The following is a 20875-nucleotide window of genomic DNA, read 5'->3' on the forward strand; positions in this document are numbered from 1 at the left end:
GGCCGGACTTCAGTCCGGTTAAAAAAATAGAATGAAACAATTTTTTGTTTTGCCATAGATTTTGAAAATTATCACATTTTCTAATTGACACATTCCCCAAATTATCTAATTGACTAATTGGTACATTATCTAATTAAAATCTATCTTTGCGCTTTCAAAAAAACACTTGCTAAGAAGTCTAAAAATCTAAGCAGTCTAAAAATCTAAAAATCTAAATGATTACAGTTAACGATATTTCGGTTCAGTTTGGTGGAACTACATTATTTAGCGATGTTTCTTTTGCTATAAATGAAAATGATAAAATTGCCCTTATGGGTAAAAATGGTGCGGGAAAATCGACACTTTTAAAAATAATTGCAGGTCAGAGCAAACCTTCTACCGGAAGTATCTCGGCTCCTAAAGAAGCTGTTATTGCTTATTTGCCGCAACATTTACTGACCAAAGACGGTTCGACTGTAATGGAAGAAGCATCGAAAGCTTTTGGTGAAATTTTTAAAATGAAAGCCGAAATCGACGAAATCAACGAGCAATTAACCGTTCGTACAGATTATGAAAGTGATGCCTACATGAAATTGATCGAAAGAGTGTCTGACTTAAGCGAGAAATTTTATGCGATTGAAGAAGTAAATTACGAAGCCGAAGTAGAGAAAATTTTAGTGGGTTTAGGTTTTGAGCGCGAAGATTTTACACGTCAGACTTCTGAATTTTCAGGAGGATGGAGAATGCGTATCGAATTGGCCAAAATCTTATTGCAAAAACCGGATTTGATTTTACTCGATGAGCCTACCAACCACATGGATATTGAAAGTATCCAATGGTTAGAAGATTTTTTGATCAATTCAGCCAAAGCAGTGGTCGTAATCTCGCACGACAGAGCGTTTGTAGATAATATTACGAATCGTACGATCGAGGTTACAATGGGAAGAATTTACGATTATAAAGCAAAGTATTCTCATTATTTAGAGTTAAGAAAAGACCGTCGTGTGCACCAACAAAAAGCATACGATGAGCAACAAAAAATGATTGCCGATAACAGAACGTTTATTGACCGTTTTAAAGGAACATTCTCTAAAACAGATGCTGTTCAGTCGCGTGTTAAGATGCTTGAAAAACTGGTTATCGTACAAGTTGACGAAGTAGACAACTCGGCCTTAAAATTAAAATTCCCACCGGCAGCACGTTCCGGACAATATCCGGTTGTGGTCAAAGAGCTTTCGAAATCTTATGGAGATCATGTAGTTTTTAAAGATGCCAATGTAGTAATCGAAAGAGGAGAAAAAGTAGCTTTTGTAGGTAAAAATGGGGAAGGAAAATCGACCATGATCAAAGCGATCATGAAAGAAATTGGTATCGATGAAGGAAGTGTCGAAATTGGGCACAACTCTCAGATTGGATATTTTGCCCAAAACCAGGCTTCGTTATTAGATGAAAATGCGACCATTTTTGAAACTATCGATGCCATCGCAGTTGGAGATGTCCGTACGCAAATAAAAAATATTCTTGGAGCATTTATGTTTCAGGGCGATGATATTACCAAGAAAGTAAAAGTGCTTTCAGGAGGAGAAAAAACTCGTTTGGCAATGATCAAATTATTGTTGGAGCCTGTTAACTTATTGATTCTGGATGAGCCGTCGAATCACTTAGACATGAAAACCAAAGATATCATTAAGGATGCATTGCGTGATTTTGACGGAACCTTAATTCTGGTTTCTCACGATCGTGATTTCCTTGATGGCCTGGCAACCAAAGTGTTTGAGTTTGGAAACAAACGTGTCAAAGAGCATTTTGAGGATGTAGCCGGTTTCCTGGCACACAAAAAAATGGACTCGATGAGAGAAATAGAAAAGTAATCTCGTTAAAAAAATAATAATAAAAAGGGCGTTAGTTAATTCTAACGCCCTTTTTTTGTCAAAATTTAAAAAAATGTGATTATAAAATAAAAGTATCAAACATGATATATGTCAGATTAACAAGGGCATTGATTGGATAATTTTAATAGTATAAAACAAGCTTTTTTGTAGCTTAATTTTTATTAAATAGAAATAAATCTAAACTGTTATCATGAACCTATTAAAGAATACTTTTTTTAAAAAGATTATGTTTTTAATCTTTTTATGTCCGTTTTTGTCCAATGGGCAAACTACAGAATCAAATGCGCAAAACGAAATAAAATATCCACAATTTAAAGTTCAGGGACTTTTTCAGGCACGGTATCTAAGTGGCTTCAAAGAGGGTATCGATGCTACAACAGGACTCCAGCATACAGATGGAAATGCGGTCGAAAATACATTCGATATTAAAAGAATGCGTCTGGGACTGACCACAAAACTAAGCGAAGGCTTTGACATTGTTGTTCTGGCAAATCTTGCCGATTTTAAATCAGATCCCAAAGGAAAAGTTTTAGAAAATGCTTTTGCCAGATATACGTTTAATAAAAATGTGGGGGTTCTGGTTGGGCAGTTCAGACCTGCTTTTGGACTTGAAGAGTTAAATCCTGCCGATATTCTAAAATCATTTGACTACTCGAATCAATATACTGAATTTGGCAACAACGGATGGACAAGTTTTCAAATAGGAGCTTCGCTATTTGGAGGGTTTACTTTAGGGAAACTTCCCGTAACCTATGCTTTTTCTGCCGTAAATGGCAACGGAAAAGATCAGGTGTCAGACAAAGACAACGGCAAGCAATATTCGTCAAGACTTGCTTTTGAACTGAACAAAAAACACAATATCAATTTTGGTCTTAACGGAGGAACAGGGGAGGTTTTTAACCACAAAGTTTTTGCTGTTGCAGTAGATCTTACAGCTGATTTTAAATTGGCAGATAAATTAAAATTACAAACTCAGCTTGAAGTAAAACAAGGAACCAATCATCATCTGTATTATTCCTTAGCCGCAGCTTCCAGAACAAACAATATAAACGATTATGAAATGCGTGGCGGTTATTTCCTGCCCAATTTGCGATACGAAATAAAATATCAAAAGTTAACCGCGATCGAATTTTCATGCCGTTATGAGTATTTCGACAGGAGTTTCAAAATCAATTCAAATGCAAGGCAAACCTATACCCCAATGGCGGGATTAGAATTTGGGAAAGGCTATACCGGACGCATCGAGATGGGAATGCAGTTGGATACTTACAAACACAATATACCTAATACAACTTCTTATGATAACAACTTATTTATCATACAGTTTCAGGGAAGGTTTTTCTAATCATATTTTAAAAATTTAATACAAACATCATGAAAGAAATAAACATACAAAATTCGATAATTACGGTTGTAATTGGTTTGATCATTTGGTTTGTGCCTACTCCAAGCGGGCTTTCGCCGGAAGCCTGGCATTTGTTTGCCATTTTTATCGCAACCATTATTGGTATTATTCTAAAAGCAGCACCAATGGGTACAATGTGTATGGTTGCTGTTGCGGTTACTGCCTTTACACGTGTTTTGGCGCCGGAAAGTGCAGGAGATTCTATAACATTGGCCTTGGGAGGTTTTGGCAACAAAGTAATCTGGCTTATTGGTATTTCGTTTTTTATTGCCAGAGGGTTTATAAAAACCGGATTGGGTAATCGTATTGCGTTTTTGTTTATCAGGATATTTGGCAAAAGCTCTTTGGGATTGGCTTATGGTTTAGGATTGGCAGATTTGGTTCTGGCGCCCGTTGTACCCAGTAATACGGCAAGAGGCGGAGGGATTATTTATCCCATCATGAAATCGATGGCGATGAATTTTGGATCAGACCCTGATAAACCTGAAACCCGACGAAAACTAGGAGCTTATCTTACATTAAGCAGTTACAATGTAAATTTAATAGCGTCGTCTATGTTCCTGACCGGAACAGCGAGTAACCCCATGTGTCAAAAATTTGCCGAAAATTTAGGACTGCACATCACCTGGACTTCCTGGGCAATTGCAGCATTGGTTCCGGGTTTGGCAGCTTTTTTTGCGATTCCTTTTTTATTGTACAAAATTTATCCGCCGGAGTTAAAGAAAACAGGCGATGCACCAAAAATTGCAGGACAGAAACTAAAAGAAATGGGCGCAATATCTAAAAACGAATGGTTGATGCTGCTTACGTTTGGTATTTTGCTTTTTCTCTGGATGACGGGCGATTTATTTTCTATAGATGCCACCACAACAGCATTTATAGGATTGGTAGTTTTACTGTTAACGTCTGTTTTGACCTGGGAAGATGTAAAAGCCGAAAAAGGAGCCTGGGATACCATCGTATGGTTTGCTGTTTTGGTAATGATGGCAAGTTCTCTGGATAAATTAGGGTTTATAGGCTGGTTCAGCGAAATTGTAAAAAGTCAAATGCTGGGCATGAGCTGGCAATGGGCCTTTATCATTATTATAGCGGTATACTTCTTTAGCCATTATATTTTTGCCAGCGCAACGGCTCACGTGGCGGCAATGTACGCAGCATTATTGGCAGTTGGAATCTCTCTGGGAGTTCCCGGATTATTTCTTGCCTTTATGTTAGGATTTATAGGTTCGCTTTACGGCACATTAACCCATTACGGACACGGACCGGCACCCGTTTTTTTCGGGAGTGGTTATGTAGACCTGAAAAACTGGTGGGTAAAAGGACTTATAACAGGACTGGCAATGTTGGCCATATATTTGGTTATTGGCGGGTTGTGGCTCAATGTTTTGGGATATGTAGAGTAGCTCGCGCGGTATAAGCCGCAAAAATAAGAAAGATAGAATAAAAGCATAAGAAATTTTTTTCTTGTGCTTTTTTATTTGTAAGATGTTATGAAAAAATACTGGTATAGAGGTCGTTATGTATGTGTAATGTGTTAGGAATATAAATCTTACAGAAGTTTCTATTGGGAGAATAATACAAGAGCTGTATTAAAATGGTTTTTTGGCGTGTTTAATCTGAAAAACAGAAACTTACAAATATTTGTTAAAGGGTTATGTTTTTTTTATACCTTAGTCAAAATAATTCAGGATTGATAACTTATTAACATAAAAGCGGACTTTTTTATTTTGAAGTTCAATTATTTTATTCCTACATTTATGGATGGATCGAATTTATAATTTGTTGATTCCTGAATTTTGTAACAACGAATATTATTTTTTTTAAGTAAAGTAAATGCCACAACTATGAATGTAAATACAAAAATATAAGCCTTATACTGGCAGTAATAGAAAAGCTGTTTTTTCTTAGAGGATGTAAATCACTATTTGATTGTAGAATAGTGATTTAGGCCTAAAATAAAGTTTCAAGATCAGCTAATATTGGCTTAATTTTTTTATTTATAAAGTTATGAGTAAAACTGTACATTTAATACTGGTTTTTATCCTTTTTATAGTGCCAATTTTGGCAACTGCTCAAACCGCCACAACACCGGCAACAGATTCCGGTACGAGTGTCAAATATCCTCAATTTCAGTTTAAAGGACTTTTTCAGGCGCGATTTCTAACCGCGTTAGAAGATGGCGTCGATGTTTTGGGCGTACACCATTCTACAGGCGAAGTGGTGCAAACTTCCTTTGATATCAAAAGGATGCGTGTGGGGCTAAACACCAAATTAAGTGAAGCCACAGAGGTTGTGATTTTGGTAAACCTTGCCGATTTTAAATCAGACCCTAAAGGTAAAGTTCTCGAAAATGCCTACGCAAAATATACCTTCAATAAATATCTTGCGGTAACCGGAGGTCAGTTCCGACCTGGTTTTGGTATCGAAGAATTAGTTCCGGTAGATATTATAAAATCATTTGATTTCTCGAATCAGTATTATGAGTTTGGAAAAAACGGCTGGACGAGTTTTCAAATAGGCGCTTCTTTGACCGGTAATGTCGATGTTGGAAAAATCCCCATTAATTATGCTTTTTCGATGCTAAACGGGAACGGAAAAGATCAGGAGAAAGACAACGACAACGGAAAACTCTTTGCAACACGCTGGGTTTTTGGATTGTCTAAAGCACATAAAATCAATTTGGGGTTAAATGCCGGAACAGGACGGGTTTCTGCTCAGGGCGTTTTTGCGTTGGGAGCAGATATTTCGAGTGATTTTAAACTAACCGATAAATTTACTTTTGATTTGCAAATTGAATACAAACAAGGAACCAACCATAATTTATATTATTCTTTGCCTGTTGCCGGCAGAACTGCAAATGTGGCAGATTATCAAATGCGCGGGGTTTATTTCCTGCCTAATCTGAGATATCTGATTGATTATAAAAAACTCTCTTCTCTGGAGCTTTCGTTTCGCTATGAAACTTTTGATCCCAGTTATAAAATCAATTCAAATGTCAGGCAAACCTATACCCCGATGTTAAGTCTTGAATTTGGCAAAGCTTATACAGGCAGAATCGAAATGGGATTTGAAATCGACAGATATGATAAAAGCATTCCCGATACAGCCATGTACAATGACAACTTATTTATAATTCAGTTTCAATGCAGACTTTAATTTAATTTTGATCTTATGAAAGAAGTAAAAATTCCTCAAACCATCATTACGCTTGTCGTTGGAATTGCAATTTGGTTTATTCCGGCTCCGGATGGTGTTGTAATCGAAGCCTGGCATTTATTTGCCATTTTTGTGGCTACCATTTTAGGAATTATTCTAAAGGCTGCTCCAATGGGAACTATGTGTATGATTGCCATTGCATTAACTGCTTTGTCGCAGGTTTTGGCTCCGGGCGAAGCAGGAAAATCAATTACTTTGGCATTAAGAGGTTTTGGAGATAAAGTAATCTGGCTTATTGGGATTTCATTCTTTATAGCAAGAGGTTTTATAAAAACAGGTTTAGGCAACAGAATCGCTTTTTTATTTATAAAAATATTTGGCAAAAGTTCCCTTGGTTTAGCCTATGGTTTAGGTCTGGCCGATCTGGTTTTGGCACCAGCCGTACCCAGTAATACCGCAAGAGGGGGAGGGATTATTTATCCTATCATGAAATCTATGGCCATGAGTTTTGGATCTGATCCTGAAAAGCCGGAGACCCATAGAAAATTAGGATCCTATCTTACCTTAAGCAGCTATAATGTAAACCTTATCGCTTCGTCGATGTTCTTGACCGGAACGGCGAGTAACCCCATGTGTCAAAAATTTGCCCTTAATTTAGGGATCAAAATTACCTGGATTTCATGGGCGACAGCAGCAATTGTGCCGGGGTTGGTTTCGTTTTTTGTGATTCCATTTGTATTGTACAAAATCTATCCGCCGGAACTAAAGAAAACGGGCGATGCACCACAAATTGCAACCCAAAAACTAAAAGAGATGGGACCCATAACCCGCAACGAATGGCTGATGTTATTGACTTTCTTTATTTTACTGTTTCTCTGGATGACGGGAGATTTGTTTTCTATCGATGCTACAACCACAGCATTTATTGGTTTGGTGGTTTTATTGCTTACTTCGGTTTTGACGTGGGAAGATGTAAAAGCCGAGAAAGGGGCCTGGGATACCATTGTATGGTTTGCTGTTTTGGTAATGATGGCGAGTTCGCTTAACGAACTTGGGTTTATAGGCTGGTTCAGTAATTTGGTAAAAGCAGAAATAGGAGGATTAAGCTGGCAAATGGCTTTTCCTATTATTATAGTGGTATACTTTTTTAGTCATTATCTTTTTGCCAGTGCAACGGCACATGTGGCGGCAATGTATGCGGCTTTGCTAGGTGTAGGTGTTTCGCTTGGGATTCCGGGATTGCTATTGGCGTTTATGCTTGGTTTTGTGGGATCGATTTACGGTACTTTAACGCATTATGGTAATGGGCCGGCACCCGTTTTCTTTGGGAGCGGCTATGTCGACCTAAAAAGCTGGTGGGTCAAAGGGCTGGTCACCGGACTAACAATGTTGCTTATTTACATGGTTATTGGCGGACTGTGGCTAAGACTGATAGGTTATTTTTAAATCCTGATTCCCGGAGGAAGTAATTCTTTGTACTGTGGGTTTTTTTTAATGAATAAAACAATTTTGGGATGAATAGGCATCAGTCTGAATTTCTTTTCGATAATGATTTTCATGATGTTTTTAAGTAATTCATCAATTAATGCTTGATTTTCAAAACCTTCAGGACTGTTGATTTTTGTTAGAAAAATTTTCTTTTCCTGAAAAGAATATTCTACAGAGAGTAATCCTTCAGGGACTATGGTTTCAAATTGTCGTGCAAAAGTGTTGTCTTTGATTTCCATAGTTTCAATAGGTTCCATATTAGTCATGTTTTGGGGGAGATTGGATTAAAAATAATAGAAAAGAACGATAAGAACATTATATAAAAATCCTGGAAAGAGATTTAAATAATTGATTATCTTAACTACAAAGGTAATCATTTGATTTTCAATATAAAATTATTTTTTAAAACCCATTTCGCACATAGCTGGTCGTTGTGCATTTTAACGAACCGAAATGCCTTTTTTGAAGGTCTGAAAGCTATGTTTCTATGTGTTAAAATTAATCGTACCCAACGGGTTTTTATAGACTGCAGATACCTCAATATTTGCGGTCTTTTTTGTGATTTTATTATATTTAACCCCGTTAGGTGTACTTACTTCGTCTGTTCGCTTCGCTTGAGTCGAAAAAAAAATATTTAACACCTAGTAACATAGATTTTTTTAGCTAAAAAGAATGCAAAAAGAAATATATTTCTTTCACATAGCTAAGCTATGTATATTTTAAATAAGTGAAACGCCTTTTTTTGAAGGTCCAAAAGCTATGTTTTTATGTGTTAAAATTAATTGTATTCAACGGATTATATTTAAAAGATAATTATGGCGTAAGATTTGCGGTGCATACAATTAAAAAAAGTAATTTTAGCTTTAAATTATAAGCTGTAACCCTATTCCTTTTCTAACAAATGAGTAAAATTCCTGTATACTTTATGCCTGGTTTGGCGGCTAGTCCCGCTATTTTTGAAAGAATCAAATTAGATGAATCTGTTTTTGAAATCTGTTTATTAGAATGGGAAATTCCGCAACCAAAAGAATCTTTGTCAGATTATGCGCTCAGAATCACTAGGAATATTAAACACGAAAATCCGGTTTTAATAGGCGTTTCCTTTGGAGGAATTTTGGTTCAGGAAATGGCAAAACATATCAAAGCCCGAAAAGTTATTATTATTTCGAGTGTGAGAAGTAATGCTGAATTTCCAAGAAGGATGAAAATAGGGAAAACTACAAAAGCCTACAAACTTATCCCGATGAAGCTGATATTGAATATCGAAAATCTGGCCAAATATTCGTTTGGTGAGAAAGTCAATAAGCGGATTAAATTATACGAGAAGTTTTTGGCGGTGCGGGATCTCAACTATTTGCAATGGGCAGTAGAATCTGTTATTTTGTGGGATAGAAATGAGATCGATACCCAGGTGGTACACATTCACGGCGATCAGGATGATGTTTTTCCTATCAAGTATATCAACAGCTGCATTGTCGTAAAAGGAGGAACTCATATCATGATCCTCAATAAATACAAATGGCTCAACGAGAATTTGCCGTCGATCATACTGGAGGACTAATCGGGTTATTATTTAATCGTTCAATTTTTCAATATTTTCAGGCATTAGGTAGCAGGTCTTTCAGTCTTTCATCTTTCAATTTTTCAATCTTTTCAATTTTTTCAATTTTTTCAATCTTTTCAATCTTTTCAATCTTTTCAGCCAGCAAGAGAATCGCGGTTACAAACCTCTCAAATTTTTTATTTCGGTAGTAAGCCATTCAATTTTTTCGTTTTTGAGGTCTATAATTTCAAGTCTTGCTTCTGCCAATTCCTTATAATTAGTGTTTGTCTCCATACCAATACTTTTTTCTGTAATACTAGTACTACTATTATTACTGTCGCTAGTGTTGTTGCTGTCACTATTTTTGAGCATTGATCCTTCGCCTGTTAAAAGCCAGTTTGCATCAATTTCTTTGTATCGGCTCACTAAATTCTGTATTGGAGTAATTCCAGCATTCGTTCTGATTTTACAGATTTCTGTAATTAGGGAAGTGCTAATACTCAGTTCTTTAGCAAAATTCTTAGGATTTAATACAATTTTCTGCTCTTTCAAATACTCGTAAACACCTAAGAATCTTATAGTTACGTCGTTCATCAGAAAAAAATTACAAATTTTTATTTTTATACGTGTTTATTTACAGAATTCTGTATATATTTGCAAAAATATTTAGTGTTCAAAGATAAACTTTTTGTTATGACAATCGAACAAATTAAGGAGAAAACACTGTATGGTGACTACACTTTGCTTGGTCAGGTTATGGGCATTAATGCCCCTGCGGCAAAAATGAGATTCTTTCGCGGTGATGAAATTGCAAAAAAAGCTTTGCTTAAAATAATTGCAAATCGGGAAGCATTAATTAGAGAATTTCAAAAAAAATAAGAAGTGTTAAAATAAATTCTAAAAATTGTAGCAATACAGCCAGAGTAAAGTTAAGATCATTACTAAATGAAAATAAGCAACACAATGGAAGAGAGTAAGACAAAAATTTACCAATCGTATGATTCTAAAATTTTAGAAGCATTGTTTTTAAAATACGGTCTTTCAAAATATTACATCCGTCAGAGCGTAAACGGATCTGTACAGGGAATCATACCGGACAATATCAAAAAAGATTATGCTGCGATGGAAAAAGTAAGCAAAGAGTTTGTTATGATTCTTATCCAGAAAACGATGGGTTAAACTGTCCCGATATTAAGACAAAAACATATTGAAACAATCTTACTATTTGAGCAAAAACAGTGTTAAGCTGTCCCAATATTAAGACAAAACATATTAAAAATATTTCTACTATTATATCAGCCTGAAAACCCCCAAGTTTTATAAGCCGGTTGTATCAAAAATACCTGTTCGATTATCAAGCAGGTAAAATTATTTCATCTCTATAAGCCACATTGACAAACATTCAATAGCGCCTATTTTTTTACACAACAATACCACACACATAAACGAATATCCCTAACCGGTATTTATATCGCCATACCTTTTAATCAACTGATTTTTTTTGACTCAGGATGAAAAGGATATGGTTTAAAACAATTTGAACAATTTTAAACAATTTTTAAAAAATTAGACAATGAAGAAAAATCTATTTTTTATATGGCTTATGTTATTAAGCCTATTATTCTCGATAAACATCGAGGCGCAAATGACCATAGGGGGCAAGAAAGCCCCGGAACCCTATTCGGTTTTAGAGTTAACCAGCATAGGCGGGCTGAGACTGCCGCAAATGACCACGACGCAACGTAACGCCTTGGGTGTTACGGGGCTTGATGCCAAAAGTCATGGTCTTGTTATTTACAACACCACCACGACCTGTATCGAATACTGGGATAGTGTTCGTTGGGTAAGTTTGTGCGACGGTACCTCGCAAACGGTAGTGAATCCTGCACCTTGTACGGATATTCTGGCTGATGGTACGGGTTGTACTTCGACTTTTACTGCTACAGATATCGATTGTCCAAATGGACCTTATGATATTGCGATCGTATCAGGAGCTGATTATGCTTCACTATCTAATGTTGATAATGCCAATGGTTCTTTTCAGATTCTTTTTAACGAAAATACGTCTGTAAATGCACATTCGGTATTGGTACGTGTTACTACATCATGTGCGGGGATGTACAAAGAATTTTTATTTTCTCAAAAAGGGGTCGATTGTAGTTCTATGACCTATACACCGCCAATTATTAGTCAGTCTCCCGCTCAGTTAGGATTGTGCCAGAGTGGTGCGGTTTATTTATCTGTACCATCAAATACGACTAATCTGGATAAATTAATCTGGACCCGTAATGGTGTAGAGATAGCACGTGGTGTTTCGCATGTTACCGCTGCCCTTAGAGGGAAATACAATGTATCGATGGGAGCAATAGGTTGTAATGTAAACGCTTCGAACGAGCGCATTATTGCAGATGTTCCTACGCCAATTGCCAGTAATATGACTGTTTTTGCGTCTAATAACGGTGTACTTTGTGGTGCGAACTCGGTTACACTTTCTGCATCAGGTGCAGGTAGTGCTACTGTAATATGGTTTCATGACGGAAAAGAAGACGGAAGAACCGGTATTAATCTGGTTTTAACGGGTGATAGTAGTGCAGGAGAATGGTTTGCAGCACTAAAAGATGGAAGCTGTTATTCGTTGCCTACCAATTCTACTACAGTAACAAAAAGTGCCGCTACAGGACAAGTGACTATTAACCCGGCTGATGTATTGGTAAATGGGCTGGCTTTAAGCACTTTTAATACATTTTGTATGGGTGGTTCGCTGGATTTAAGTGTGGCCAACAAACAACCGGGCATTAGTTATAAGTGGTACAATGGGAATGATATTATCGTTAGTAACCCTTTTGTTATACCAACAGGTCAGACTACACTTTCTTTGCGTATGGTGGCGACAGATGATAGTGGGGTCAATTGCCCTGCCGAAGCTAATATCTTAAATAAAACGATCACATCAGACACTGCTCCGGCACAACCTAACATCACGGGTAGCAGTATCCTGTGCGACGGTACTACAGATCTTACTATTGTACCGGCAGTAGCAGGTACCTATACCTATACATGGTACAAGGACAATGTAAAAATGGCAGATACTACGCCAACCATCACGATAAATAGTCCGGGTGTGGTATACAATGCCACGGTTACCAATGCTACAGGCTGTGTGAGTGCTATGGCAGTAAAAGTAATTGCTGCAAATGTATCGAGTATTCCTAAGCTTTCATGGCAATCGCAGGTAGCAACTGCTACTTATGGAGCTAAAGTTTCAGTGCAAACTGCTATCGAATTTGGTCCGGCAATAACCTATACGTGGACCGCTGATAATGGTGCTACTATTATTGGTACAGGATCTAGTGTAACGATACAATTTCCGGCTAGTGGTACAGATGGTACAAAAGTAAACATCAGTGTTATTGCAGAAAATAGTTGTGGTAAGTCTGAGGTTTTACCTCTGGTAATTACTATGAACAATGCCTGCCCTACACCTGTAATATCAGCACAGTCAGATTTGGTACAAAATGTAAATTCCGGGTCAACAGTTACTTTCAAAATTGGAGCAACAGGATTTATAAATCCTACTTTTCAATGGTACAGTAATACAACTGCCAGTACAGTGGGAGGGAATCTGATAGCTGGTGCTACGTCTGCATCATACACAGCAAGTCCAACTATTGTAAGTACTTATTACCTGTATTGTATGGTAACCAATGGTTGTAATGGAGCAGCGATTCCTTCGCCTGTCTTTACGATTAATGTAAATACAAATCCTGATAATTTACCAATAGGTACAGGTTCATTTGGTGGTAGATCTTGTTTTGATGTTGCAGAGTCTAATGATGGTGGTGCTTGCGGACAATTATCATCCCGTTTGTCTGGTCAGGCAAATTTTAATCTTGCCAGTGTAAATACACAAACCTATACTTTTACGCCATCTGGAGTAGTAAGTAAAGTGCGTTTTAGTTATAAAGAATCTTTGGGGGGTGTAGTGATTAAATCGATTGCCAGTTCTACTGCTGAAAATACGTTGAATGTTAATACCCCTGTTACGGCAACAGTAGTTTACAATAGTACCTTGAGCACTGGTATTAGTGGGCAAGGAAGTGCCTACGGAAGAATGTCTGCAAATGCTCTTACAGTAGACCTGTATGTTGTGTATAATAATAAAGCGGACGGAACCGGTGCTGATGTACAGGTAAAATTATCAATTAGTATAAAAGACTGTAGCTGTTGTGGTGCGATGATTAGTCCTACGGTTTGGAAAGCATTTATGTGTTATAATCTGGGAGCAGATGAAAGTGTAAGTGCTATTATACCTTCAGAAAAATTAGTTGGGGCTTGGTATCAATGGGGTAAAAAAAGTCCTTATCCTGCCGCTTCATGGGATGCGGGATCCTCTAACCTGCGTGCTATTACGAGCTGGGGAAATAATACAGGTGTTAAGGGACCAAATGCCCCTTGTCCTGCCGGCTTTCGTGTGCCAACTCAAGCTGAGTGGCAAGGAGTGGCAGCTAATAACACTAAAACTTTTATGGGTAATGCGACAATAAAAGCAAATAATAAATGGGATGCGGGAATATTGATTGGTACTTCGTTGTTTTTGCCTTATTCAGGATATATAGACAGATCGGGACCTACTAATATTTATACTAATTTTGGTGTGTGGACACATAGTTCTAGCGTCAGGGGTACGGAGAATGACACTGTATATACTTTTTATAATAGTGCTGGAACCGGTACTTATATGACTACTACAGGTTCATATGCAAATATTGGAGCACAAGTTCGCTGTATGTCAGAGCAGTAAAAATAGAAGAGGCTCTGGATCTATACTATAGCTTGAAAATGAAAAAACTTTTATTCAGGATCTAGCTAAAAGTATTTAAGAGTCAAAGGTAATACCTGTTAAAGATATAAGTAAATCGAGGCACTGCGCCATTCGTTCCGGCAGGAACGAATGGCGCATCCTTGTTATTAATTAGGAATAAATAAAATAATCAAGGCAGGAGCTCAAAACTCCTGCCTTTTTTTGTGTCTGGTTTGGAGATAAAAAAAGGCAGGTTTTTGATCCGTTTTCTATGATAAAAACTAATTTTTTATTCTTTATTCAACGGATTAAAATCCGTTGCTACAATATAAATCATTCCTCCGGAATTTTTTTTGAGGAGTTCCTTAGGAACAAAATATAGTGTAGGGATGGATTTTAATCTATCATTCGCAATATAACCACAATCATTGTCATCCCGTTTTCTATGATAAAAACTAATTTTTTTATTCTTTATTCAACGGATTAAAATCCGTTGCTACCATATAAATCATTCCTCCGGAATTTTTTTTGAGGAGTTCTGTAGGAACAAAATATATTGAAGGGATGGATTTTAATCTATCATTCGCAAAATAATCACAATCTTGTCTTTGCGTTTTCTATGATAAAAACTATTTTTTGTTCGTTTCAACGGATTAAAATCCGTTGCTACCATATAAATCATTCCTTCGGAATTTTTTTTGAGGAGTTCCTTAGGAACAAAATATAGTGTAGGGATGGGTTTTAATCCATCATTCGCAATATAACCACAATCATTGTCATTGCGTTTTCTATGATAAAAACTAATTTTTTATTCTTTATTCAACGGATTAAAATCCATTGCTACCATATAAAACATTCCTCCGGAATTTTTTTGAGGAGTTCTGTAGGAACAAAATATAGTGTAGGGATGGATTTTAATCTATCATTCGCAAAATAACCACAATCATTGTCATTGCGTTTTCTATGATAAAAACTAATTTTTTTATTCTTTATTCAACGGATTAAAATCCGTTGCTAGAATATAAATCATTCCTTCGGAATTTTTTTGAGGAGTTCCGTAGGAACAAAATATAGTGTAGGGGTGGATTTTAATCTATCATTCGCAATATAACCACAATCATTGTCATTGCGTTTTCTATGATAAAAACTAATTTTTTTATTCTTTATTCAACGGATTAAAATCCGTTGTTACAATATAAAACATTCCTCCGGAATTTTTTTGAGGAGTTCCTTAGGAGCAAAATATAGTGTAGGGATGGATTTTAATCTATCATTCGCAAAATAACCACAATCTTGTCATTGCGTTTTCTATGATAAAAACTATTTTTTTTATTCTTTATTCAACGGATTAAAATCCGTTGCTACCATATAAATCATTCCTCCGGAATTTTTTTTGAGGAGTTCCATAGGAACAAAATATAGTGTAGGGGTGGATTTTAATCTATCATTCGCAAAGACAAGATTGGGCAGAGGCTTCGACTCCGTTCAGTCTGACAAAAAAAATCCCATTCGCAGCGGCGAATGGGATTTAGAATATTATAGGCTGAAAAAAAACTAGATTTTCTTCATTTGGTCTTTCATCATTGTTATTTGCTCTTTTAGCATGCCTTGTTTGTCTAATTTTTTGGCTTCGTTTAGTAAGTTAGTCGCTTCCAATTTTCTGCGGCGTGACATGGCAACTCCGGCAAGGTTCAGTTTGGCTACGGCAAGATCCATATCCATTGATAGCCCCAGCTCGATTGCTTTCTTAAAATGTTTCTCGGCCTGGTTAATGTTGGTTTGAGACAACATGATTCCGTGTAGGTAGTTAAAGTATCCTTGTTGTTTGCGTACCAAAGCCGCTTCGGGATTCTTAATGTATGCCAGCCATTTTTTGGCACCTTCAAAGTCTTGTTTTCTTAATTTAAGGAAGGCCAAAAGGATAAATTCGTTTTTAAAGTAAAGAAATATTGGGATTGCCGTTAATAAAATAAGGAAGATTCCGTTCCCGATATTACTTTCGGTAAATTGCCAAACGCCAGCAACTACAAGAAGTCCGGCCAAAATAAGTTTAATATTTTTATGAAACATAATAGATGTATATTTGTGATTGCAAATATAGTAAAATGAATTAAAAATATTTTTATTAAAGTACTTGCCAGAAAAAAAAGTCTTTGTATATTTGCACTCGGTTTTGGAACAACGATATTCAAAACAGAAAAACAGAAAATAGACACCATTTTAAAGATACAAAGCAATGAGCAAAAGAACATTTCAACCATCGAAAAGAAAAAGAAGAAATAAGCACGGATTTATGGACAGAATGGCTTCTGCAAATGGAAGAAAAGTTCTGGCGCGTAGAAGAGCTAAAGGAAGACATAAATTGACTGTTTCTAGCGAACCTAGACACAAAAAATAATGTTTCTATAAACATAAATAAGGCGTTACTTTTTTAGTATCGCCTTTTTTTATACCTTGTCGGTAAAAAAATCTGCAACATTCTGGTTTATAATACACTACGAATGTTTTTTAACGTACTTTATATAACTACACAATACAAATAAAATGCCTAAAGACACATCAATAAAATCCGTTTTAATAATAGGGTCAGGACCTATTGTTATTGGTCAAGCTTGCGAATTTGATTATGCAGGTTCTCAATCTGCACGTTCTATTCGTGAAGAAGGAATTGAAGTTATCTTGATAAACTCAAATCCAGCGACTATTATGACCGACCCCACAATGGCGGATCATGTATATTTGAAACCATTAACGACAAAATCGATAATTGAAATTCTAAAAGCACATCCACAAATCGATGCTGTTTTGCCTACAATGGGCGGACAAACGGCTTTGAACTTGTGTCTGGAAGCTGAAGAAAAAGGAATCTGGCAGGATTTTGGCGTAAGATTAATAGGTGTTGATGTAAACGCCATTAATATTACCGAAGACAGAGAGCAGTTTAAACAACTTCTGGAAAGAATTAATGTACCTACTGCACCTGCAAAAACAGCTACATCCTATTTAGAAGGAAAAGAAATTGCTCAGGAATTTGGTTTCCCACTGGTTATTCGTCCTTCGTTTACCCTTGGAGGAACCGGAGCAGCAATTGTTTACAAAAAAGAAGATTTTGATGAGCTTTTGACCCGCGGTCTTGAAGCTTCGCCAATACACGAGGTTTTGATCGACAAAGCTTTGATGGGCTGGAAAGAATATGAATTAGAACTTTTAAGAGATAAAAACGATAATGTGGTCATCATTTGTTCGATCGAAAATATGGACCCAATGGGTATTCATACCGGAGATTCGATCACGGTTGCACCGGCAATGACATTATCTGATACTACATTCCAGAAATTACGTGACTATGCCATCCTGATGATGCGTAGTATTGGGAATTTTGCAGGAGGATGTAACGTGCAATTTGCGGTTTCACCAGACGAAAAAGAAGATATCGTAGCCATCGAGATTAACCCTCGTGTGTCCCGTTCATCAGCTTTGGCCTCTAAAGCAACCGGATATCCAATTGCTAAAATTGCTTCTAAACTGGCTTTAGGATACAATCTTGACGAATTGCAAAACCAAATTACAAAATCGACTTCGGCGCTGTTTGAACCAACTCTGGATTATGTAATTGTAAAAATACCACGTTGGAACTTTGATAAATTCGAAGGTGCCGACAGAACTTTAGGTCTTCAGATGAAATCTGTGGGTGAGGTGATGGGAATTGGACGTTCGTTTCAGGAAGCCTTACACAAAGCAACCCAATCTCTTGAAATCAAAAGAAACGGTTTAGGAGCTGACGGAAAAGGATATAAAAACTACGAAGAGATTATCGAGAAACTAACTTTTGCAAGTTGGGACCGTGTTTTTGTAATTTATGATGCAATCGCAATGGGAATTCCGTTGAGCCGTATTCATGAGATCACAAAAATCGATATGTGGTTCTTAAAACAATACGAAGAGCTTTATACTTTAGAGAAAGAAATTTCGAACTATAAGATTACTACTCTTCCAAAAGAACTTTTGCTGGAAGCGAAACAAAAAGGTTTTGCCGACAGACAAATTGCACACATGGTCAATTGCTTAGAAAGTGAAGTGCATTCTTTGCGTATGGACAAAAATATCAACCGTGTGTTTAAACTGGTAGATACTTGTGCGGCTGAGTTTAAAGCAAAAACACCTTATTATTACTCGACTTTTGAGGCAGAAATCGAAAAAGCAAATGGGGAGCGTTACGTAGATAACGAAAGTATTGTAACAGACAAGAAAAAAATCATAGTTCTGGGTTCAGGACCTAACAGAATTGGACAAGGAATTGAGTTTGACTATTCTTGTGTACACGGAGTACTGGCAGCTAAAGAATGTGGTTACGAAACCATCATGATCAACTGTAATCCTGAAACGGTTTCGACAGATTTTGATACGGCCGATAAATTATATTTCGAACCTGTTTTCTGGGAACATATTTACGATATCATTCAGCATGAAAAACCGGAAGGTGTGATTGTGCAGTTAGGCGGACAAACAGCTTTGAAATTGGCTGAAAAATTATCTAAATACGGCGTAAAAATCATCGGAACCAGTTTTGATGCCCTTGACTTAGCCGAAGACAGAGGTCGTTTCTCAGATTTATTGAGAGAACTACATATTCCTTTCCCACAGTTTGGAATCGCTGAAACGGCAGACGAAGCTTCGGCACTTGCAGATACCTTAGATTTTCCGTTATTGATTCGTCCTTCGTATGTGTTAGGAGGTCAGGGAATGAAAATTGTAATCAACAAAAAAGAACTGGAAGAGCATGTTATCAATTTATTGAAAACGATTCCTGGAAATAAATTGCTTCTGGATCACTATTTGGCCGGAGCAATCGAAGCCGAAGCTGATGCAATTTGTGATGCTGATGGAAATGTATATATCATAGGAATTATGGAGCATATCGAACCTTGCGGAGTGCACTCCGGAGATAGTAATGCTACTTTGCCTCCTTTTAACTTAGGAGAATTTGTGATGCAACAAATAAAAGATCATACCGTAAAAATTGCAAGAGCACTAAAAACAGTTGGTTTAATCAACATTCAGTTTGCGATAAAAGACGACACCGTTTATATCATCGAAGCAAACCCAAGAGCGTCGAGAACGGTACCATTTATTGCAAAAGCTTACGGAGAACCTTATGTAAACTACGCTACAAAAGTAATGTTAGGACACAATAAAGTAACAGACTTTAATTTTAATCCGCAATTGAAAGGATATGCCATCAAACAACCGGTTTTCTCTTTCAGCAAGTTCCATAATGTAAACAAAGCATTAGGACCGGAAATGAAATCGACAGGAGAAAGCATCTTGTTTATTGATGACTTAAAAGACGATCAATTCTATGAATTGTACTCCAGAAGAAAAATGTATTTGAGTAAATAATCTCAAATCCTGATATAAAAAAAGCTCCATGAAAATGGAGCTTTTTTTGTGCTTAATTAATTTTTTGGAAGTTAATTTTGCTTATTATATTTGTTTGAGATTATTCGTTAGAAATTGACATATTATCTCTTGTGTTTTTTTGCACAGAAATAGCACCAAAAAGGGCTAATAAAAAAGCAAAAGCATAAAAACCTTTTTCGCTTGGTAAAATGGTAGCGTTCCAGAGCCCTACAACCAATAATACAATTGATAAAAGGGTTCCAAACCAGCAAATTCCGTAATAAATGTCAGTTACAGGAAGTTTTTCAAGTCTGTCTCTAACGCTTTTTTGTAAAGACACAACCGCAAACAGACCAAACATTAATACAGTAAAATAGTATCCTTTTTCGTTCAGTAACATTTCGGCTCTTGCAAGTCCAACTATAAATCCAACTGTTCCTGCTCCAAGAGCGACCCAAGATGCTGCTATAAAAGCATTCGACGTTTTTTGTACCATGGTTATCTAAAAATTTTGTTTTGGTTAGCTGCAAATATAACTAAATTGGACTCAGATCAAAATAATAATTCCTGTAATACTATTCAGTATAATGGTTACATGGGGGAAACAAAAAAAAGCTCCAATTTATATTGGAGCTTTTTAGTTTTTAAAGTAAGATTAGCGGTATTATTTAACCAATTGCTGCAAAGGTTTCAATTGTTCCATGTCGATTTTCGATTCTTTAAGAACAGACATTAACGTCATAATATTATTGGGGTTCATGTTTTTTCCTAATACACGAACAACTGCAAAACCGTTTTCTTTTTTGTTGGCGAACACTACAAATTCCTGAATATTATCGTCTGTACCCACATAACTTATTGAGGCGCCATCTCTGCCGGAACCAAAACTCATTAATTGTTGGTATTTTGGATTTTTTAGAATTGCTTTTACTTTAGTTCGTTCCGCTTCAAATTCTGCCTGATTTTTGTCATTCGCTTTAAAAGCTAAAATATTCATTTTGTCAAATGATTTTAGAGCTTCATTTTGCTCGGCTGATAATTTTGTTTTCTCCAGATTTAGGATACCAGGGGAAACATCCAGCGCAATAAAATTTTTATTATCGGTGTTTTCTACAAAATATTTCTGCAATGACGGGTTAGAATTACAACTTACTAAAGTTAGCAGTACTAAAAGGGCTGAGGTAAAAAGGCTTGCTTTCATATCTGTCGAA

Annotated in this window: 17 protein-coding genes; 11 read left to right on the forward strand and 6 right to left on the reverse strand. The window is 36.5% G+C overall.

Annotation, left to right across the window (positions count from 1 at the left end; translation table 11 throughout):
- Window positions 1-215 precede the first annotated feature (215 nt).
- The 5 genes from B0A64_RS14750 to B0A64_RS14770 all read left to right on the forward strand — a co-directional run bounded on the left by B0A64_RS14750 (window position 216) and on the right by B0A64_RS14770 (window position 7878).
- Window positions 216-1850, forward strand: coding sequence for an ABC-F family ATP-binding cassette domain-containing protein (locus tag B0A64_RS14750; protein WP_089480282.1), 1635 nt, complete (start codon window positions 216-218; stop codon window positions 1848-1850).
- A 211-nt stretch (window positions 1851-2061) separates the two neighbouring features.
- On the forward strand, window positions 2062-3216 hold the full coding sequence (locus B0A64_RS14755) for a porin (protein WP_089480283.1): 1155 nt from the start codon (window positions 2062-2064) through the stop codon (window positions 3214-3216).
- 29 nt (window positions 3217-3245) lie between these two features.
- Window positions 3246-4679 (forward strand): anion permease, encoded by a 1434-nt coding sequence (locus B0A64_RS14760; RefSeq protein WP_089480284.1) that lies wholly within the window; start codon window positions 3246-3248, stop codon window positions 4677-4679.
- Between the two features lie 604 nt (window positions 4680-5283).
- Window positions 5284-6432 carry a porin gene (locus tag B0A64_RS14765; RefSeq protein ID WP_109746208.1) on the forward strand — a complete coding sequence of 383 codons (1149 nt, stop codon included), beginning with the start codon at window positions 5284-5286 and terminating at the stop codon, window positions 6430-6432.
- Window positions 6433-6447: 15 nt separating this feature from the next.
- On the forward strand, window positions 6448-7878 hold the full coding sequence (locus B0A64_RS14770; protein ID WP_089480285.1) for an anion permease: 1431 nt from the start codon (window positions 6448-6450) through the stop codon (window positions 7876-7878).
- On the opposite strand, the gene B0A64_RS14775 is transcribed toward B0A64_RS14770, so the two are convergent.
- On the reverse strand, window positions 7875-8186 hold the full coding sequence (locus B0A64_RS14775) for a GNAT family N-acetyltransferase (protein WP_244285411.1): 312 nt from the start codon (window positions 8184-8186) through the stop codon (window positions 7875-7877). The genes B0A64_RS14770 and B0A64_RS14775 overlap by 4 nt on opposite strands.
- A gap of 635 nt (window positions 8187-8821) precedes the next feature.
- Between B0A64_RS14775 and B0A64_RS14780 the strand changes: the two genes are divergently transcribed.
- On the forward strand, window positions 8822-9481 hold the full coding sequence (locus B0A64_RS14780) for an alpha/beta hydrolase family protein (protein WP_089480286.1): 660 nt from the start codon (window positions 8822-8824) through the stop codon (window positions 9479-9481).
- Between the two features lie 37 nt (window positions 9482-9518).
- Here the strand turns inward: B0A64_RS14780 and B0A64_RS25200 are convergent, their stop codons facing one another.
- Both B0A64_RS25200 and B0A64_RS14785 read right to left on the reverse strand, forming a co-directional pair.
- Entirely contained in the window at window positions 9519-9680 is a 162-nt protein-coding gene (locus tag B0A64_RS25200; RefSeq protein WP_165769820.1) for a hypothetical protein, read from the reverse strand.
- Entirely contained in the window at window positions 9641-10057 is a 417-nt protein-coding gene (locus B0A64_RS14785; protein WP_089480287.1) for a hypothetical protein, read from the reverse strand. The genes B0A64_RS25200 and B0A64_RS14785 overlap by 40 nt, the downstream gene beginning before the upstream one ends.
- A gap of 99 nt (window positions 10058-10156) precedes the next feature.
- Between B0A64_RS14785 and B0A64_RS14790 the strand changes: the two genes are divergently transcribed.
- The 3 genes from B0A64_RS14790 to B0A64_RS14800 all read left to right on the forward strand — a co-directional run bounded on the left by B0A64_RS14790 (window position 10157) and on the right by B0A64_RS14800 (window position 14264).
- Complete coding sequence (locus tag B0A64_RS14790) at window positions 10157-10342, forward strand: hypothetical protein (protein WP_089480288.1); 186 nt, start codon at window positions 10157-10159, stop codon at window positions 10340-10342.
- Between the two features lie 84 nt (window positions 10343-10426).
- On the forward strand, window positions 10427-10642 hold the full coding sequence (locus tag B0A64_RS14795; RefSeq protein WP_165769821.1) for a hypothetical protein: 216 nt from the start codon (window positions 10427-10429) through the stop codon (window positions 10640-10642).
- A gap of 394 nt (window positions 10643-11036) precedes the next feature.
- Complete coding sequence (locus B0A64_RS14800; RefSeq protein WP_089480290.1) at window positions 11037-14264, forward strand: fibrobacter succinogenes major paralogous domain-containing protein; 3228 nt, start codon at window positions 11037-11039, stop codon at window positions 14262-14264.
- Between the two features lie 1554 nt (window positions 14265-15818).
- Here the strand turns inward: B0A64_RS14800 and B0A64_RS14805 are convergent.
- Complete coding sequence (locus B0A64_RS14805) at window positions 15819-16334, reverse strand: hypothetical protein (RefSeq protein WP_065451088.1); 516 nt, start codon at window positions 16332-16334, stop codon at window positions 15819-15821.
- A 166-nt stretch (window positions 16335-16500) separates the two neighbouring features.
- Between B0A64_RS14805 and rpmH the strand changes: the two genes are divergently transcribed.
- Window positions 16501-16662 (forward strand): 50S ribosomal protein L34, encoded by a 162-nt coding sequence (gene rpmH, locus B0A64_RS14810; RefSeq protein WP_008464848.1) that lies wholly within the window; start codon window positions 16501-16503, stop codon window positions 16660-16662.
- A 146-nt stretch (window positions 16663-16808) separates the two neighbouring features.
- On the forward strand, window positions 16809-19664 hold the full coding sequence (gene carB, locus B0A64_RS14815) for a carbamoyl-phosphate synthase large subunit (protein WP_089480291.1): 2856 nt from the start codon (window positions 16809-16811) through the stop codon (window positions 19662-19664).
- Window positions 19665-19764: 100 nt separating this feature from the next.
- Here the strand turns inward: carB and yiaA are convergent, their stop codons facing one another.
- Entirely contained in the window at window positions 19765-20160 is a 396-nt protein-coding gene (gene yiaA / locus B0A64_RS14820; RefSeq protein WP_055091841.1) for an inner membrane protein YiaA, read from the reverse strand.
- Window positions 20161-20328: 168 nt separating this feature from the next.
- On the reverse strand, window positions 20329-20865 hold the full coding sequence (locus B0A64_RS14825) for a DUF4252 domain-containing protein (protein WP_089480292.1): 537 nt from the start codon (window positions 20863-20865) through the stop codon (window positions 20329-20331).
- Window positions 20866-20875: the final 10 nt, after the last annotated feature.

The organism is Flavobacterium araucananum (assembly GCF_002222055.1).
Taxonomy (GTDB): domain Bacteria; phylum Bacteroidota; class Bacteroidia; order Flavobacteriales; family Flavobacteriaceae; genus Flavobacterium; species Flavobacterium araucananum.

Bases quoted from the DNA above. Each gene is read 5' to 3' on its own strand.
- B0A64_RS14750 (WP_089480282.1), top strand. From the start codon at position 216: ATGATTACAGTTAACGATATTTCGGTTCAGTTTGGTGGAACTACATTA.
- B0A64_RS14755 (WP_089480283.1), top strand. From the start codon at position 2,062: ATGAACCTATTAAAGAATACTTTTTTTAAAAAGATTATGTTTTTAATC.
- B0A64_RS14760 (WP_089480284.1), top strand. From the start codon at position 3,246: ATGAAAGAAATAAACATACAAAATTCGATAATTACGGTTGTAATTGGT.
- B0A64_RS14765 (WP_109746208.1), top strand. From the start codon at position 5,284: ATGAGTAAAACTGTACATTTAATACTGGTTTTTATCCTTTTTATAGTG.
- B0A64_RS14770 (WP_089480285.1), top strand. From the start codon at position 6,448: ATGAAAGAAGTAAAAATTCCTCAAACCATCATTACGCTTGTCGTTGGA.
- B0A64_RS14775 (WP_244285411.1), bottom strand. From the start codon at position 8,186: ATGACTAATATGGAACCTATTGAAACTATGGAAATCAAAGACAACACT.
- B0A64_RS14780 (WP_089480286.1), top strand. From the start codon at position 8,822: ATGAGTAAAATTCCTGTATACTTTATGCCTGGTTTGGCGGCTAGTCCC.
- B0A64_RS25200 (WP_165769820.1), bottom strand. From the start codon at position 9,680: ATGGCTTACTACCGAAATAAAAAATTTGAGAGGTTTGTAACCGCGATT.
- B0A64_RS14785 (WP_089480287.1), bottom strand. From the start codon at position 10,057: ATGAACGACGTAACTATAAGATTCTTAGGTGTTTACGAGTATTTGAAA.
- B0A64_RS14790 (WP_089480288.1), top strand. From the start codon at position 10,157: ATGACAATCGAACAAATTAAGGAGAAAACACTGTATGGTGACTACACT.
- B0A64_RS14795 (WP_165769821.1), top strand. From the start codon at position 10,427: ATGGAAGAGAGTAAGACAAAAATTTACCAATCGTATGATTCTAAAATT.
- B0A64_RS14800 (WP_089480290.1), top strand. From the start codon at position 11,037: ATGAAGAAAAATCTATTTTTTATATGGCTTATGTTATTAAGCCTATTA.
- B0A64_RS14805 (WP_065451088.1), bottom strand. From the start codon at position 16,334: ATGTTTCATAAAAATATTAAACTTATTTTGGCCGGACTTCTTGTAGTT.
- rpmH (WP_008464848.1), top strand. From the start codon at position 16,501: ATGAGCAAAAGAACATTTCAACCATCGAAAAGAAAAAGAAGAAATAAG.
- carB (WP_089480291.1), top strand. From the start codon at position 16,809: ATGCCTAAAGACACATCAATAAAATCCGTTTTAATAATAGGGTCAGGA.
- yiaA (WP_055091841.1), bottom strand. From the start codon at position 20,160: ATGGTACAAAAAACGTCGAATGCTTTTATAGCAGCATCTTGGGTCGCT.
- B0A64_RS14825 (WP_089480292.1), bottom strand. From the start codon at position 20,865: ATGAAAGCAAGCCTTTTTACCTCAGCCCTTTTAGTACTGCTAACTTTA.